This is a genomic window from Pseudonocardia broussonetiae (assembly GCF_013155125.1).
In the GTDB taxonomy this organism is placed as follows: domain Bacteria; phylum Actinomycetota; class Actinomycetes; order Mycobacteriales; family Pseudonocardiaceae; genus Pseudonocardia; species Pseudonocardia broussonetiae.
Genome location: NZ_CP053564.1, coordinates 3,442,130 through 3,454,893, shown reverse-complemented (window position 1 = coordinate 3,454,893; position 12,764 = coordinate 3,442,130). Strand labels below are relative to the sequence as shown.

Here is a 12,764-nt window from a genome sequence, read left to right as displayed (position 1 = left end):
CCGTGGGATCATCACGGCGAGACCGGACGGCGACGGGAGCAGCCATGCAGGACGAGGTGTGGGCCGAGGTGGACGCCGACCGCCTCGACGCGGTCTGCCGGCGCTACGGGATCGCGGCCCTCGAGGTGTTCGGCTCCGCCGCCCGCGGCGAGTCGGGGCCCGACAGCGACCTCGACCTGCTCTACGAACTCGTTCCCGGTGCCCGTCTCGGCTGGGAGATCGAGGACCTCACCGACGCGCTGGCCGCGCTCTTCGGCCGGCCGGTCGATCTGGTGGCCCGATCCGCGCTCCACCCGATGCTCCGCAGCACGGTCCTGCACGACGCCAGGCCGATCTGTGCAGCGTGATCTGCTCCTGCTGCGCGAGATGATCGACGCCGCCGAGCAGGCGCGCAGCATCGTCGCGGGCCGCACTGTCACGGAGGTCGCTGATGACCGGCTGCGGCGCGACGCGCTGCTCGGGAACTCCACCGTCCTCGGCGAGGCCGCCACCCTGGTCTCCGACGAGACGAAGGCCCGCTTCCCCGCGCTGCCGTGGCGCAACCCGGTGCGTCTGCGCAACCGCGTCGTGCACGGGTACTGGTCGGTCGACGTCGCGCTCCTGCACACCACCGCCACCGATCAGCTCGACGGCTTCGTCGTCGGGCTGGTCGAGGTGCTCGCCGTACTCACTGCGGACGCGGAACAGCCTGACCCGTGAGTGGATACGGGTGCCGGAGCACCCGTATCCACTCACGGGGTCAGACGGCGATGACCGTGGGCACGATCATCGGGCGGCGGCGGTAGGTCTCCCCCACCCACTTCCCGACGACCCGGCGCACCTGCTGGGCCACGCGGTGGGTGTCGACGATCCCGTCGCTGCCGGTGCGGGCCAGCTCCTGCTCGACGATCGGCAGCACGGCCTCCAGCGCCTTCGGGTCCTCGGAGAACCCGCGCCCGGACAGCGTCGGCGGGGCGACGGCCCGGCCGGTGGTGGCGTCGATGGCCACGGTGATGGAGATGAAGCCGCCCTCGCCCAGCACGATGCGGTCGGCCAGCGTGGGCTGCTCGATGTCGCCGGTGGCGACGCCGTCGACGTAGGCCCGGCCCACCTCGACGCGCCCGGAGATCACGGCGCGGCCGTCGACGAGGTCGACGGTGATCCCGTTCTCGGTGACGACGACGGCGTCGTGCGCGACACCGGTCTTCTCGGCCAGCGCGGCGTTGGCGCGCAGGTGGCGCCACTCGCCGTGCACCGGCATGACGTTGCTCGGGCGCACCGCGTTGTAGAGGAACAGCAGCTCCCCCGCGAACGCGTGCCCGGAGACGTGCACGTTGGCGTTGCGGTTGTCGATCACCTGGATGCCCGCGCGGCGCAGCCGGTTGACCACGCCGAACACGGCGTGCTCGTTGCCCGGGATGAGCGAGCTGGACAGGATGACGGTGTCGGTCGAGCGCATCTGGAACGTGCGGTGCTCGCCGCGCGCGATCCGCGACAGCGCCGCCATCGGCTCGCCCTGCGACCCGGTGCACACGACGAGCAGCTTGTCCTCGGGCACCTCCTCGACGTCGTCGAGCGCGACCATGACGCCCTCGGGCACCGACAGCAGCTCGAGGTCGGTGGCGATCTCCATGTTGCGCAGCATCGAGCGCCCGATCAGGCACACGCGACGGCCGTGGAGCACCGCGCCGTCGATGATCTGCTGCACGCGGTGCACGTTGGAGGCGAAGCACGCCACGAACGCACGCCCCGACGCCTGGCCGATCGCCTGCGCGATGGCCGGGCCGAGCGAGGCCTCCGAGGGCGACACCCCGGGCACGTCGGCGTTGGTGGAGTCGCACAGGAACAGGTCGACGCCCTCGTCGCCCAGGCGCGAGAAGCCGGGCAGGTCGGTGAGGCGCCCGTCGAGCGGGAGCTGGTCGAGCTTGATGTCGCCGGTGTGCAGGACGACGCCGGCCGGCGTGCGGATCGCGACCGCGAGGCACTGCGGGATCGAGTGCGCGACGGCGAAGTACTCGCACTCGAACGTGCCGTGGCGCAGGCGGTCGCCCTCGTTGACGACCAGCATGTGCGGGGTGAGGCGGTGCTCCTTGCACTTGGCCGCCACCAGCGCGAGCGTGAACGGCGACCCGACGATCAGCAGGTCGGGGCGCTGGCGCAGCAGGAACGGCACCGCGCCGATGTGGTCCTCGTGGCCGTGGGTGAGCACGAGCGCGTCGATGTCGCCGAGGCGGTCGAGGATGGGGCGGAAGTCGGGCAGGATCAGGTCGACGCCGGGGGCGTCGGCGTCGGGGAACAGCACCCCGGAGTCGACGACGAGCAGGCGGCCGTCGTACTCGAAGACGGTCATGTTGCGGCCGATCTCGCCGATGCCGCCCAGGGTGAGCACGCGCAGCGCGCCCTCGGGCAGCGGGCCCGGGGGTTGCGTGGGCAGGCCGGGCTGGGTGGCTTCGACGACGGCCGGGGGTCGGTTCTGGTCGCGCCGGGGCGGGCGGGACCGACGGTCGGACCTGTTGCGGTCGGACCGTGCAGGGGGACGGCTCAAGGATCTCCTCGGATCAGGTGGACTGCACGTGCATCAGCGGTAGGCGACCTCGGCCCCGAGGTCGACGGAGGCCCGGGCGCCCAGCGCGCCGTGGCCACGGGAACGGCGGCCCGAGCGGGCCCCCGGGTCGAGCGCGACGCCGGCGGCGTCGAGGTCGGCGACGATCGCGGCCACCTCGGCGTCGGTGGCCGGCGGCAGCGGCAGGCGCGGGTCGCCCACGTCGAGGCCGCGCAGGCGCATCGCCGTCTTGGCGAACACCGCACCGCCGACGCGACCCATCGCGCGCAGCACCGGCAGCATCGAGGCGTTGAGGTTGCGGGCGCGGTCGGTCTGGCCGGCGTCGAACGCGTCGATCATCGCCTTCAACCGGTCGGCGACGACGTGCCCGGTGACGCTCACCACGCCCACGGCCCCGACCGAGAGCCACGGCAGGTTCACCGGGTCGTCGCCGGAGTAGTAGGCGAGCGTGGTGGTGGCGATGATCTCGGTGCCGACGCGCAGGTCGTTGCGCGCGTCCTTCACCGCGACGATCCGCGGGTGCTGGGCCAGGCGCTGCAGCGTCTCCAGGTCGATCGGGATGACGCTGCGCGGCGGGATGTCGTAGAGCATGACCGGCAGCCCGGTGGCGTCGGCGATGGCCGAGAAGTGCAGCACGAGCCCGCTCTGCGGCGGCCGCGAGTAGTACGGCGTGACCAGCAGCAGCCCGTGGGCGCCCGCCTCCTCGGCGGCGCGGGCCAGGTGGATGCTGTGCGCGGTGTCGTACGTGCCGGCCCCGGCGACGACCGTGGCGCGGTCGCCCACCGCCGCGACGACGGCCCGGACCAGCGCCGACTTCTCCTCGTCGGTGGTGGTGGGGCCCTCGCCGGTGGTGCCGTTGACGACCAGGCCGTCGTTGCCGAGGTCGACCAGCCGGGTGGCCAGCTCCTGCGCCGTGTCGAGGTCGAGACGACCCTCGGCGTCGAAGGGCGTGACCATGGCCGTGAGCACCCGACCGAACGGGCGTCCCGGCGTGCGCGCGGATTCGGGGCTCATGGGTCGACGGTACCGCCCCGGTCCGACGGGCCCCGCCCCCGCGGCCCCGTCAGATGCCGCGGGAGCTGCCGGCGAGCGCCGCGACGTCGGCCGGCGCGCCCTCCAGCTCGACGCGGACGGCGTCGCGGCCGAACGCGTGCAGCACGAGCTCGCCCGGCTCGCCGACGATCGTCACCACGCCCGACCCGGTGCGCAGCACGTGCTGCTCCCCCGTCGGCCGCCGCACGACGACCCCGGTGGGGCTGCCGCGGTGCAGGAAGCGGCCCGTCTTGAGCAGCAGGGCCCAGAGCTGGGCGTCGCGCGTGGCGTCGGCCGGGCGCGGCTCCCACCCGGGCGCGCCGCGGCGCACGTCCTCGTGGTGGACGAAGAACTCGGCGCCGTTGGCCAGGTCGTCGACGGCGGGGATGCGGTAGGGCGACCAGACCGGGGCGCCGCCGCGCAGCTGGTCGACCATCTGCCCCCACGGCGTGTCGGCGTAGGAGGCCATGGCGCGGTCGGCCAGCGGGGCGAGCGCGGCGACGAGGATGCCCGGGGCGGCCCACGGCTTGCGCTCGCGGACCAGGAGGTGGGCGAGCAGGTCGCGGGTCTTCCAGTCGCCGGACAGCGTGGGCCGGTCGTCACCGACCCGCTCGAACTCGTCGCAGATCGCCGCACGCTCGTCGGAGGCCAGACTCATGCGGCCGACACTACTGATCCCCCGCCGCGGCGCACGGTCCGACGGTGACGGCCACCCCGCGGTGCGAGGAACCGGGCAGCTCCTCGCGGCGCGCGCCGTCGCCGCACCAGCCCGGGGCGACGAGGACGTGGTCGATGCGACCCAGCAGCGGCAGCCACTTGCCGACCGACGTGGGCCCGCCGGTGGTCTCGCGCATGGCGTCGGGGAGCACGTCGGTGAGCACGCGGTAGTCGCGCCCGCGGTCGGTGCTGTTGAGGTCGCCGACCAGCACCACCGGCAGCGACTCGGCCCGGACCCGGTCGGCCACCGCCGCGGCGAGCGCGTAGTGCTCGGGCACCGAGACCTCGTAGCCCTCCTCGCTCGCGCCGAACCAGGGACGCGGGACGTGCAGCGCGTAGAGCACGAACTCCCCGTCGGGCCCGTCGACGAGCACGCGCATCCCGGGCAGGTCGGGCCCGGCGTCCTCCAGCAGCCGCGCCGGGTAGCGGCTGAACACCCCGACGGGCGAGTTCTGCGGCCCGCCGACGACCGAGTGCGGGTACTCCTCGCCGAAGTCCTCCGCGGTGTCGGGCGCGAGCTCGGCGGCGACCACCACGTCGGCGCCGACGTCGATCATCGCCGGGGTGGGGGTGTCCTGGAAGTCGACGTTGCCGCCCAGGACGCCGACGCCGGTGCCCGCCACCGCGCCGGTGTCGGCGGGCAGCCACGGCCCGGCGACGGCGACGACGCCGACCAGCAGCGCGGACAGCCCGAACACCCCGGCGCGCGTGCGCCGCACCCGGGAGCCGGGCACCAGCGCGGCGACCAGGGCCACCAGCACGATGCCCGCGACCAGCAGCGGCATCGCGATCGCGACGACGTCGGCGGCCGTGCCCGCGTCGCGCACGGCGAACCACAGCCACGGCAGCGCCGCGACCAGCACCGTCAGCGCGACGGCGCCCGAGCGCCCGCGGCCCGCCTCGGGAGTGCGCTCCCGGTGCCCGACCACGTCCGTGGCCCCGTTCCCCCGGCCCCGCTCAGCCCTCGGCCACGAACGGGCTGGACGCGATCTCGGTGCCGTCCTCGAGAGCGGCGATCTCGAAGTCGCGGAACACGTTGGGCACCTCGCGGTGCAGCTGGCGCAGGCACTCGATGGCCAGCGCGCGGATCTCGACGTCGGCGTGCTCGGTGGCGCGCATCGCGATGAAGTGGCGCCAGGCGCGGTAGTTGCCCGTGACGACGATCCGCGTCTCGGTGGCGTTGGGCAGGATCGCCCGCGCCGCCTGCCGGGCCTGCTTGCGGCGCAGCGTGGCGTTCGGGACGTCGGCGAAGCGCTTCTCCAGCCCCTCCAGCAGCTCCTCGTAGGCCTGCGCCGATGCGGCGGTGGCCCGCGCGAACAGCTCGTGCAGCTCCGGGTCGGCCGCGATCACCTCGGGCTCGACCATCGACGCGTCGCGCTCGGGCACGTAGCGCTGCGAGAGCTGGCTGTAGGAGAAGTGGCGGTGGCGGATCAGCTCGTGGGTGAGGCTGCGCGAGACGCCGGTGAGGTAGAAGCTCACCGACCCGTGCTCCAGGACCGACAGGTGGCCGACCTCGAGGATGTGGCGCAGGTAGCCCTCGTTGGTGGCCGTGGCCGGGTTGGGCTTGCCCCACGACTGGTAGCAGGCGCGGCCGGCGAACTCGGCCAGCGCCTGGCCGCCGTCGGCGTCGGTGCTCCAGGGCACGTCCGGAGGGGCCGTGAACTCCGTCTTGGCCACGAGCTGGACGGTGAGCGGCACGGTCTCGGGCATGGCGGCAGCGTAACCGGGGCCACCGACGGCCCCGGATGACATCACCGGATTCCTTGACTGGCGTCATGAGTGACGTCATGGTGGTGTCATGGACATCAGCCAGTACGTCACCCGGCTGCGCGAGGACCTCGCGTCGGCCGCCGCGGCCGGTGACGAGCAGACGCAGCGCACCGCCGCCCTGCTCGGCGCCGCCGTCGAGCCCGCGGCGCGGCTCGCGATGATGAACGCCCTCGCCGACCTGGCCGCGGAGGTCACCGCGGCGCTCGGCGACCGCACCGTCGACGTCCGGCTCGACGGGCGCGACGTCCGCGTCGTCGTCTCGCCCGACACCACCCCGGCCCCGGAGCCCGAGCCGCAGCCGTCCTTCCGCGGCTTCGGCGGCGCCGACGCCGGCGACATCAGCCGCATCACGCTGCGGCTCGTCGAGCAGATCAAGAGCCAGGCCGAGCAGGCCGCCGCCACGCAGGGGGTGTCGCTCAACTCCTGGGTGGCGCAGGCCGTGCAGGGCGCGCTGCACGGGCAGGACCGGGGCTCCCGCAAGGGCGGCCGCGACGGCAACCGGATCCAGGGATGGGTGCAGGGATGAACGACGACGTGATCGACTTCACGAAGGACCACTTCCCGGACGACGGCCCGTCCGAGCCCACGGTCCGCCAGCAGTCCTGGCCGTGCGACCGGCCCGCGGAGCTGGAGCTGACGATCGACGTCGGCCGGATCCGCGTCGACCTCGTCACCGGCGACGAGGTGCGCGTCGAGGTCCGCCACGACCCGCACGCGGGCGGCGCCGTCGCCCAGGGCATCGGCGGGCTGATGAGCTGGCTCGGCACCGGCGGCGCCGGGTTCGGGATCGACCCCGACCAGCTCATCGTCGACGCCGTCCGGGCCGCGGAGATCACCTGGTCCGAGAGCGGCAGGCGGCTCGTGGTGCGCTCCTCGCAGGAGCTGCCGCTGCGGGTCGTGCCGCTGGCGGTCACGGTCACGGCCCCGGAGGGCTCGCGGCTGGCGGCCCGCACCGGCTCCGGTGACGTCACGGTCGGCGGCACCGCCGGGTGGGCCGCGGTCCGCACCGGCTCGGGCCGGGTCGAGCTGGGCCCCGTCGACGGCGACGCCGACGTCACCACCGGCTCCGGCGACGTCGAGGTCGGCGCGGTGGCCGGGCGCGGGCGCGTCCGCACCGGTTCGGGCGGCGTCCGGATCGCCGCCGTGCGCGGCTCCACCGAGGTCCGAGCCAGCAGCGGCGACGTCGAGGTGCTGGAGGTGGCCGCCGACCTGGGCGTGCGCACCGGCTCCGGCGGGGTCTCCGTGCGCGACGCCCGCGCCGGGAGCCTCGACCTCACCACCGGCTCGGGCGACCTGCGCGTCGGCGTGCACGGCGGGGTCGCGGCGAAGCTCGACCTGACGTCGGGCTCCGGGCGGGCCCGCAGCGAGCTCGAGGTCGGGGCCGTGCCCCCCGCCGACGCCGGCTCGCTCACCGTCCGCGGCCGCACCGGCAGCGGTGACGTGCTGGTGACGCGGGCAGCGGTCCCGGTCTGACAGCTCCGGTCTGACCTCCCGCGCGAACGGCACTCTCACCCGACCGGGTTGGGCGGGAGTGCCGTTCGCTCACCGCAGGGCCGCCGCCAGCCCCCCCGCCAGCCCGCCCCGCTCCCCCACCACCACGCCGTCGAGCTCCAGCCACTGCGCCATCTCCCGCAGCGCCCCGGCCAGCTCGGCCACCACCCGCGGCTCGTCGACCCCGGGCTCCGCGAACGCGCCGGGCACCCGCAGGACGCCCGCGGCGCGGTCGGCCTTGAGGTCGACGCGCGCCACCAGCTCGCCGTCGAGCAGGAACGGGAAGACGTAGTAGCCGAACTCCCGCTTCGCCTCCGGCACGTAGATCTCGATGCGGTAGCGGAAGCCGAAGATCCGCTCGGTGCGCTCGCGCTCCCAGATCAGGGGGTCGAACGGGCAGAGCAGCGCCCGTCCGGTGACCTTGCGCGGGACCTTCGCGCCGGGCAGCCGGTAGGCCGGGCGGTTCCAGCCGCGCACCGCCACCGGGGCCAGCGCGCCCGCGTCGACGAGCTGGGCCACCGCCCGCTGCGACGTGGTGGGCCCGAGGCGGTAGTAGTCGCGCAGCTCGGGCTCGGTGGCCACCCCCAGCGCCGACGCCGAGCGCAGCACCAGCGTGCGCGCCGACTGCTCCGGGTCGGCGGGCCCGGCGGCCAGCACCTCCGGCGGCAGGACGCGCTCGGGCAGGTCGTAGAGCCGCTGGAAGTGGCGGCGCGTGCCGGTGGTGAGCGCGCCGGTGCCGAACAGGTACTCGCAGATCCGCTTGACGTCGGAGCGCTCCCACCACGTGGCCCCCGGCGGGCGGCGGCGCGAGCTGCCGCCCAGCACGGCCTCCAGCTCCCCCGCCCCGACCGGCCCGAGCTCGCGCACGGCGGCCAGCACGTCGTCGACCAGGCCGGGGTTGGCCTCCACCAGCGCCCCGTAGTGCCGCCACCAGCCGCTGCGCTTGGCCCCGGACTGCAGCAGCGGCCAGTCGGCCACCGGCAGCAGGCTCGCCTCGTGCGCCCAGTACTCCACGAGCATCCGCGGCCGCCGCGCCGAGTGCGACCACGCCGCCTCGTCGAGCAGCGGCCGGGCGTACGGGCCGAGCCGGCTGAACACCGGCATGTAGTGCGCCCGCACGGCCACGTTGACGGAGTCGAGCTGGAGCAGCCGCACGCGGTCGAGCACCCGCTGCAGGTGCCGGCGCGTGACCGGGCCGCCCGGGGCCGGGTCGGTGAAGCCCTGGGCGGCCAGTGCCGCCCGGCGGGCGGCCGGGGCTCCGATCGTCTCGATGCTCACGACCGGTGATCGTGCCACCGACCCCCGACGGTCAGCCGCCGTTGCGGTCGAGCCACTCGTCGAGCGCGGCGACGGCGTCGAGGTGGTTCGCCTCGACCAGCGGGAAGTGCGAGGCGTCCGCGATCGTCACCGTCGTGACCTCGGGGCTGCCGAGGTAGCGCAGCGACTGCTGGGCGGCGGCCGGCGGCAGGAACACGGAGTCGGCGTCGCCGAACACCACCAGCACCGGCACGTCGATGCGGGCGAGGTTCGCGACGTCGAGGGCGACCGCGGCCGGGATCGACGCGAGCTGGCCGCACGGGTCGGGGTTCAGCGCGGGCACGACCGCGCGGACGTCCGGCGTGGCGCTGGAGAAGTAGAACCGGTCCTGCTGCCCGCGGAAGATCGCCGCGTAGCCGGGGTCGGCGCCGGGGTCACCGCCCAGCGCGCAGCGGGCCAGCACGTCGGTCAGCGCGGCGCCGGTGAACGGCGAGGCCGCGAAGTCGCCCCACGACATGTTGAGCACGCCGTCGACGTTGCCGAAGGTGTACGCCGTCGTGTGCGCGATCAGCGCGCCCACCGACGACCCGGCGAGGAAGACGTCGTCGAACGCCGCGGGCTCCGCCCCGTCGAGCGCGTAGTCGCCCGAGCGCAGCGCGTCGACCATCTGCCCTGCGACGTCGGCCTCGGACCCGATGCAGGTGCCGTAGCCCGCCGGGCGGTCGCTGTCGCCGTAGCCCAGGCGGTCGATCGTGACGGAGACGTGGCCCTCCTCGGCCAGCTGGTGCGCGGCGTCGTAGCCGGGGACCTCCTGGAAGCGCCAGTAGTACTCGCCCCACGTCACGGCGTGCAGGTACAGCGTGGCGGCGTCGCCGCTCTCCAGGGCCTCGCGCGGGGCGACGAGCGTGCCCCGCACGGTGTGCGTGGCGCCGTCGGAGGCGCAGGGCACGGCGGTGCGGTTGGTGTTGGCGACCTCGAAGGAGATCGGGAGCTCGACGACGTCGGACTTCGACGGCGAGGCCGACGCGACGGCCGGGACGGCCGCCAGCACCGTGGCGGCGACGGCGCACACGGCGGCGATCAGGGGGGTTCTGCGCATGGGGGAGGTCTCCTCGTCGAGCCCTGGGGAGGGGGGGCTGACGCGGAGCGTACTAGGCCATTCGGGCTACACGCGTGAGGCCACGCGCTCCGCCGCGATGACCAGCACCACGGAGCACACCACCACCGCCCCGCCGACGAGCTGCAGCGCCGTGAACCGCTCCCCCACCACCAGCACGCCGAGCAGCACGGCGATGACCGGGTTGACGTAGGCGTAGGTCGCGACGGTCGACACCGGCAGCGACGCCAGCGCGTAGGCGTAGGCGCTGAACGCGCCCAGCGACACGACGACCATCATGTACGCCCACGCCCACCAGGCGACGGGCGAGACGGCGGCGGGGTCCAGGCGGTCGCCCTTGCCCAGGCTGACGGCCAGCAGCACCGCACCGCCGACGAGCATCTGCACCGCGGCCAGCGCGAACGGATTGGGCGGCACGGGCAGCCGGGTCGTCGCGAACGTGCCCGTCGCCCAGCCCAGGCCGGCCAGCAGGATCAGCCACGGCCCCCACCAGGCGCTGCCGACGGTGCCGCCCGACCCCGACGACCCGGTCAGCACGAGCAGCGCGAGGCCCACCACCCCGACGGCGACGCCGCCGACGGTCGCCGGGCGCGGGCGGTCGCCGGTGAGCGCGCGGAGCACGACGATGTAGAGCGGCACGGCCGCGATCAGCAGCGCCGCGAGGCCCGACGACACGTGCTGCTGCCCGAGCGTCACGATCCCGTTGCCCCACGCGGGCAGCAGGACCCCCGACAGCGCGGTGGTGCCGAACTGGGCGCGCGTCATCCGCAGCGCCGAGGGCCCCGCCACCACGGCGACGACCACGGCCAGCAGCCCCCCGCCGACCGCGAACCGCACACCGCCCGACAGCAGCGGCGGGACGTCGGTGATGATCAGGCGGTTGGCCAGGTAGGTCGATCCCCACAGGACGTAGACCACCCCGAGGGCGGCCCAGGCGACGCGACGGCTCGACACCCCCGCGACGGTGCCACGGCCGCCGACCCCCTGCCGTGCCGGGCGGTCCGGTGGGGTATCCATGCGCCATGGCCATCGCCGCGGTCCGTGCCGCCACGCCCGCCGACGTCGCCGAGATCGTGCGCATCCAGGGCGACACCTGGGAGGCCGCGTACTCCGCGTTCGTCCCGGCCGAGGCGCTCGCGCAGCTGCGCGGGCCGGGCGCGCGCGCCGCGTGGACCGCCGCCGTCGAGGGTGGGGACGGGCACGTGCTCGTGGCCACCGAGGGCGAGTGGACCGTCGGGTTCTGCGCGGCCGCCGCCGCCCTGCCGCCCGAGGGGGCCGCGACGCCCGAGCAGGCCTGGGGCGAGATCGGCGCGCTGCTGGTGGAGCCGCGGTGGGGCCGCCGCGGGCACGCGGGGCGCCTGCTCGCCACGGCGGCCGAGCACCTGCGCGGGGCGGGCGCCCTGTACGGGCTGGCCTGGGTGCCCGAGCCCGACGAGGCGTCGCGCCGGTTCTACGCCCGCGCCGGCTGGGAGGCCGACGGCGGCGTGCGCGCGCTCGACACCGGTGCCGGCACGCTCCGCGAGATCCGCATGACGGGTTCGCTGGACCTCGAGCTGGGCTAGGGACCGCTGCTCAGAGGCCGAGCAGGCTCTCCAGCCCCACCGTCAGGCCCGGGTGCTCCCGGACCCCCCGCACGGCCAGGACGACGCCGGGCATGAAGCCCGCGCGGTCGATCGAGTCGTGGCGCAGCGTGAGCGTCTCCCCCGCCATCCCCAGGATGACCTCCTGGTGCGCGACGAGGCCCGGCATCCGCACCGAGTGCACGTGCACCCCGTCGACGACGGCGCCGCGCGCCCCGTCGACCTCGCTGGTCGTGGCGTCGGGCACCGGGCCCATCCCGGCGCGGGCCGCCGCGATCCGCGACGCCGTGCTCACCGCCGTGCCCGACGGGGCGTCGACCTTGCGCTCGTGGTGCAGTTCGATGATCTCCACGGACTCGAAGAACCGGGCGGCCTGCTCGGCGAAGCGCATCATCAGCACCGCGCCGACGCCGAAGTTCGGGGCGACGAGGACGTGCCCGGCCCGCGCGGAGAGCCAGCCGCGCACGGTGTCGAGCTTGTCGGCGCCGAACCCGCTCGTGCCGACGACGGCGGCGATGTCGTGGTCGACGCAGAACGCGACGTTGTCGAGCGCGACGCCGGGGTGGGTGAAGTCGACGGCGACCTCGGCGCCCGCGTCGGTGAGCAGCGTCAGCGCGTCGCCCTCGTCGACCTGCGCCACCAGCTCCATGCCCTCGGCGGCGGTGACCGCGCGGCACACCTCGGCACCCATCCGCCCGCGCGCGCCGAGCACGCCCACCCTGATCGTCATGCGCGCCAGCCTAGGGCCGACCACCGTCACCGTCAGCCGAGGACGAGCCCGCCGATCCACACCCCGGTGGCCAGCAGGGCGGTCAGCAGCTCGATGACGATGCTCCAGCCGACGGCCGCGAGCGCACCGCGCGTGGAGGGCCAGGCCTGCGCGTGCTCGCGGAGCCGGGCGCGCTCGGCCAGGTAGACGCCGAGCACGAACCCGAGGAACAGGCCGACGACCGGGACCACGAAGAACCCGACGACGCCCAGCACCCCGCCCGCGGCGATCGTGCGCCCCGGCACCCCGGAGTCGCGCAGCCGCCGCCCGGGCAGCAGGTACTTCGCGACGGTGCCGGCCACCACGATCGCGACCGCGAGGCCCAGCACCGTCCACCCGACGGCGTCGTTGCGCGGCACCGCCCACACCGCCACGCCGGCGAGCACCAGGATCAGCCCCGGCAGCACCGGCAGCAGGATCCCGACGATGCCCGCAACGATCAGCACGCCCGCGATCAGGGTCTCGACGCTCACCGGCGCAGCATCGCAC

At 75.1% G+C, this 12,764-nt stretch carries 15 protein-coding genes; 5 read left to right on the top strand and 10 right to left on the bottom strand.

The features are described 5' to 3' along the window. Positions 1-44: 44 nt before the first annotated feature. Entirely contained in the window at positions 45-347 is a 303-nt protein-coding gene (locus HOP40_RS17070; RefSeq protein WP_172159769.1) for a nucleotidyltransferase family protein, read from the top strand. Continuing rightward, positions 337-699, top strand: a complete 363-nt coding sequence (locus HOP40_RS17065) for a HepT-like ribonuclease domain-containing protein (protein WP_172159767.1) — start codon at positions 337-339, stop codon at positions 697-699. The genes HOP40_RS17070 and HOP40_RS17065 overlap by 11 nt, the downstream gene beginning before the upstream one ends. Positions 700-739: 40 nt before the next feature. Here HOP40_RS17065 and HOP40_RS17060 read toward each other — a convergent pair whose 3' ends face one another. The 5 genes from HOP40_RS17060 to thyX all read right to left on the bottom strand — a co-directional run bounded on the left by HOP40_RS17060 (position 740) and on the right by thyX (position 6,001). Beyond that, a complete protein-coding gene (locus tag HOP40_RS17060; RefSeq protein WP_240157799.1) occupies positions 740-2,413 on the bottom strand; it encodes a ribonuclease J in 1,674 nt (557 codons plus the stop codon). Between the two features lie 144 nt (positions 2,414-2,557). Next, positions 2,558-3,556 (bottom strand): 4-hydroxy-tetrahydrodipicolinate synthase, encoded by a 999-nt coding sequence (dapA, locus tag HOP40_RS17055; protein ID WP_172159763.1) that lies wholly within the window; start codon positions 3,554-3,556, stop codon positions 2,558-2,560. A gap of 49 nt (positions 3,557-3,605) precedes the next feature. Beyond that, positions 3,606-4,232, bottom strand: coding sequence for a TIGR03085 family metal-binding protein (locus HOP40_RS17050; RefSeq protein ID WP_172159761.1), 627 nt, complete (start codon positions 4,230-4,232; stop codon positions 3,606-3,608). A 10-nt stretch (positions 4,233-4,242) separates the two neighbouring features. Beyond that, positions 4,243-5,220: an endonuclease/exonuclease/phosphatase family protein gene (locus HOP40_RS17045; RefSeq protein ID WP_172159759.1), complete on the bottom strand. Its 978-nt coding sequence runs from the start codon at positions 5,218-5,220 to the stop codon at positions 4,243-4,245. Positions 5,221-5,248: 28 nt separating this feature from the next. Next, a complete protein-coding gene (thyX, locus tag HOP40_RS17040) occupies positions 5,249-6,001 on the bottom strand; it encodes an FAD-dependent thymidylate synthase (protein WP_172159757.1) in 753 nt (250 codons plus the stop codon). An 88-nt stretch (positions 6,002-6,089) separates the two neighbouring features. Between thyX and HOP40_RS17035 the strand changes: the two genes are divergently transcribed. Together HOP40_RS17035 and HOP40_RS17030 are read left to right on the top strand one after the other, a co-directional pair. Next, on the top strand, positions 6,090-6,587 hold the full coding sequence (locus HOP40_RS17035) for a toxin-antitoxin system HicB family antitoxin (protein ID WP_172159755.1): 498 nt from the start codon (positions 6,090-6,092) through the stop codon (positions 6,585-6,587). Further along, a complete protein-coding gene (locus HOP40_RS17030) occupies positions 6,584-7,534 on the top strand; it encodes a DUF4097 family beta strand repeat-containing protein (protein ID WP_172159753.1) in 951 nt (316 codons plus the stop codon). Before HOP40_RS17035 ends, HOP40_RS17030 begins: the two co-directional genes overlap by 4 nt. A gap of 69 nt (positions 7,535-7,603) precedes the next feature. Here HOP40_RS17030 and HOP40_RS17025 read toward each other — a convergent pair whose 3' ends face one another. From HOP40_RS17025 to HOP40_RS17015, 3 genes are all read right to left on the bottom strand, one after another. After that, positions 7,604-8,824 carry a winged helix-turn-helix domain-containing protein gene (locus HOP40_RS17025; protein WP_172168492.1) on the bottom strand — a complete coding sequence of 407 codons (1,221 nt, stop codon included), beginning with the start codon at positions 8,822-8,824 and terminating at the stop codon, positions 7,604-7,606. 37 nt (positions 8,825-8,861) lie between these two features. Continuing rightward, positions 8,862-9,908: an alpha/beta hydrolase gene (locus HOP40_RS17020; RefSeq protein WP_172159751.1), complete on the bottom strand. Its 1,047-nt coding sequence runs from the start codon at positions 9,906-9,908 to the stop codon at positions 8,862-8,864. 66 nt (positions 9,909-9,974) lie between these two features. Beyond that, a complete protein-coding gene (locus HOP40_RS17015; protein WP_240157723.1) occupies positions 9,975-10,880 on the bottom strand; it encodes an EamA family transporter in 906 nt (301 codons plus the stop codon). A gap of 68 nt (positions 10,881-10,948) precedes the next feature. On the opposite strand from HOP40_RS17015, the gene HOP40_RS17010 reads away from it, so the two are divergent. Continuing rightward, entirely contained in the window at positions 10,949-11,488 is a 540-nt protein-coding gene (locus tag HOP40_RS17010) for a GNAT family N-acetyltransferase (protein WP_172159747.1), read from the top strand. 10 nt (positions 11,489-11,498) lie between these two features. On the opposite strand, the gene dapB is transcribed toward HOP40_RS17010, so the two are convergent. Continuing rightward, on the bottom strand, positions 11,499-12,236 hold the full coding sequence (gene dapB / locus HOP40_RS17005; RefSeq protein WP_172159745.1) for a 4-hydroxy-tetrahydrodipicolinate reductase: 738 nt from the start codon (positions 12,234-12,236) through the stop codon (positions 11,499-11,501). Between the two features lie 32 nt (positions 12,237-12,268). Then, complete coding sequence (locus HOP40_RS17000) at positions 12,269-12,748, bottom strand: DUF456 domain-containing protein (RefSeq protein ID WP_172159743.1); 480 nt, start codon at positions 12,746-12,748, stop codon at positions 12,269-12,271. Between the last annotated feature and the right edge of the window lie 16 nt (positions 12,749-12,764).

Excerpts from the sequence above, each read along its gene's own strand:
- HOP40_RS17020 (WP_172159751.1), bottom strand. The coding sequence starts at position 9,908 with ATGCGCAGAACCCCCCTGATCGCCGCCGTGTGCGCCGTCGCCGCCACG.
- HOP40_RS17070 (WP_172159769.1), top strand. The coding sequence starts at position 45 with ATGCAGGACGAGGTGTGGGCCGAGGTGGACGCCGACCGCCTCGACGCG.
- dapA (WP_172159763.1), bottom strand. The coding sequence starts at position 3,556 with ATGAGCCCCGAATCCGCGCGCACGCCGGGACGCCCGTTCGGTCGGGTG.
- thyX (WP_172159757.1), bottom strand. The coding sequence starts at position 6,001 with ATGCCCGAGACCGTGCCGCTCACCGTCCAGCTCGTGGCCAAGACGGAG.
- HOP40_RS17030 (WP_172159753.1), top strand. The coding sequence starts at position 6,584 with ATGAACGACGACGTGATCGACTTCACGAAGGACCACTTCCCGGACGAC.
- HOP40_RS17035 (WP_172159755.1), top strand. The coding sequence starts at position 6,090 with ATGGACATCAGCCAGTACGTCACCCGGCTGCGCGAGGACCTCGCGTCG.
- dapB (WP_172159745.1), bottom strand. The coding sequence starts at position 12,236 with ATGACGATCAGGGTGGGCGTGCTCGGCGCGCGCGGGCGGATGGGTGCC.
- HOP40_RS17050 (WP_172159761.1), bottom strand. The coding sequence starts at position 4,232 with ATGAGTCTGGCCTCCGACGAGCGTGCGGCGATCTGCGACGAGTTCGAG.
- HOP40_RS17010 (WP_172159747.1), top strand. The coding sequence starts at position 10,949 with ATGGCCATCGCCGCGGTCCGTGCCGCCACGCCCGCCGACGTCGCCGAG.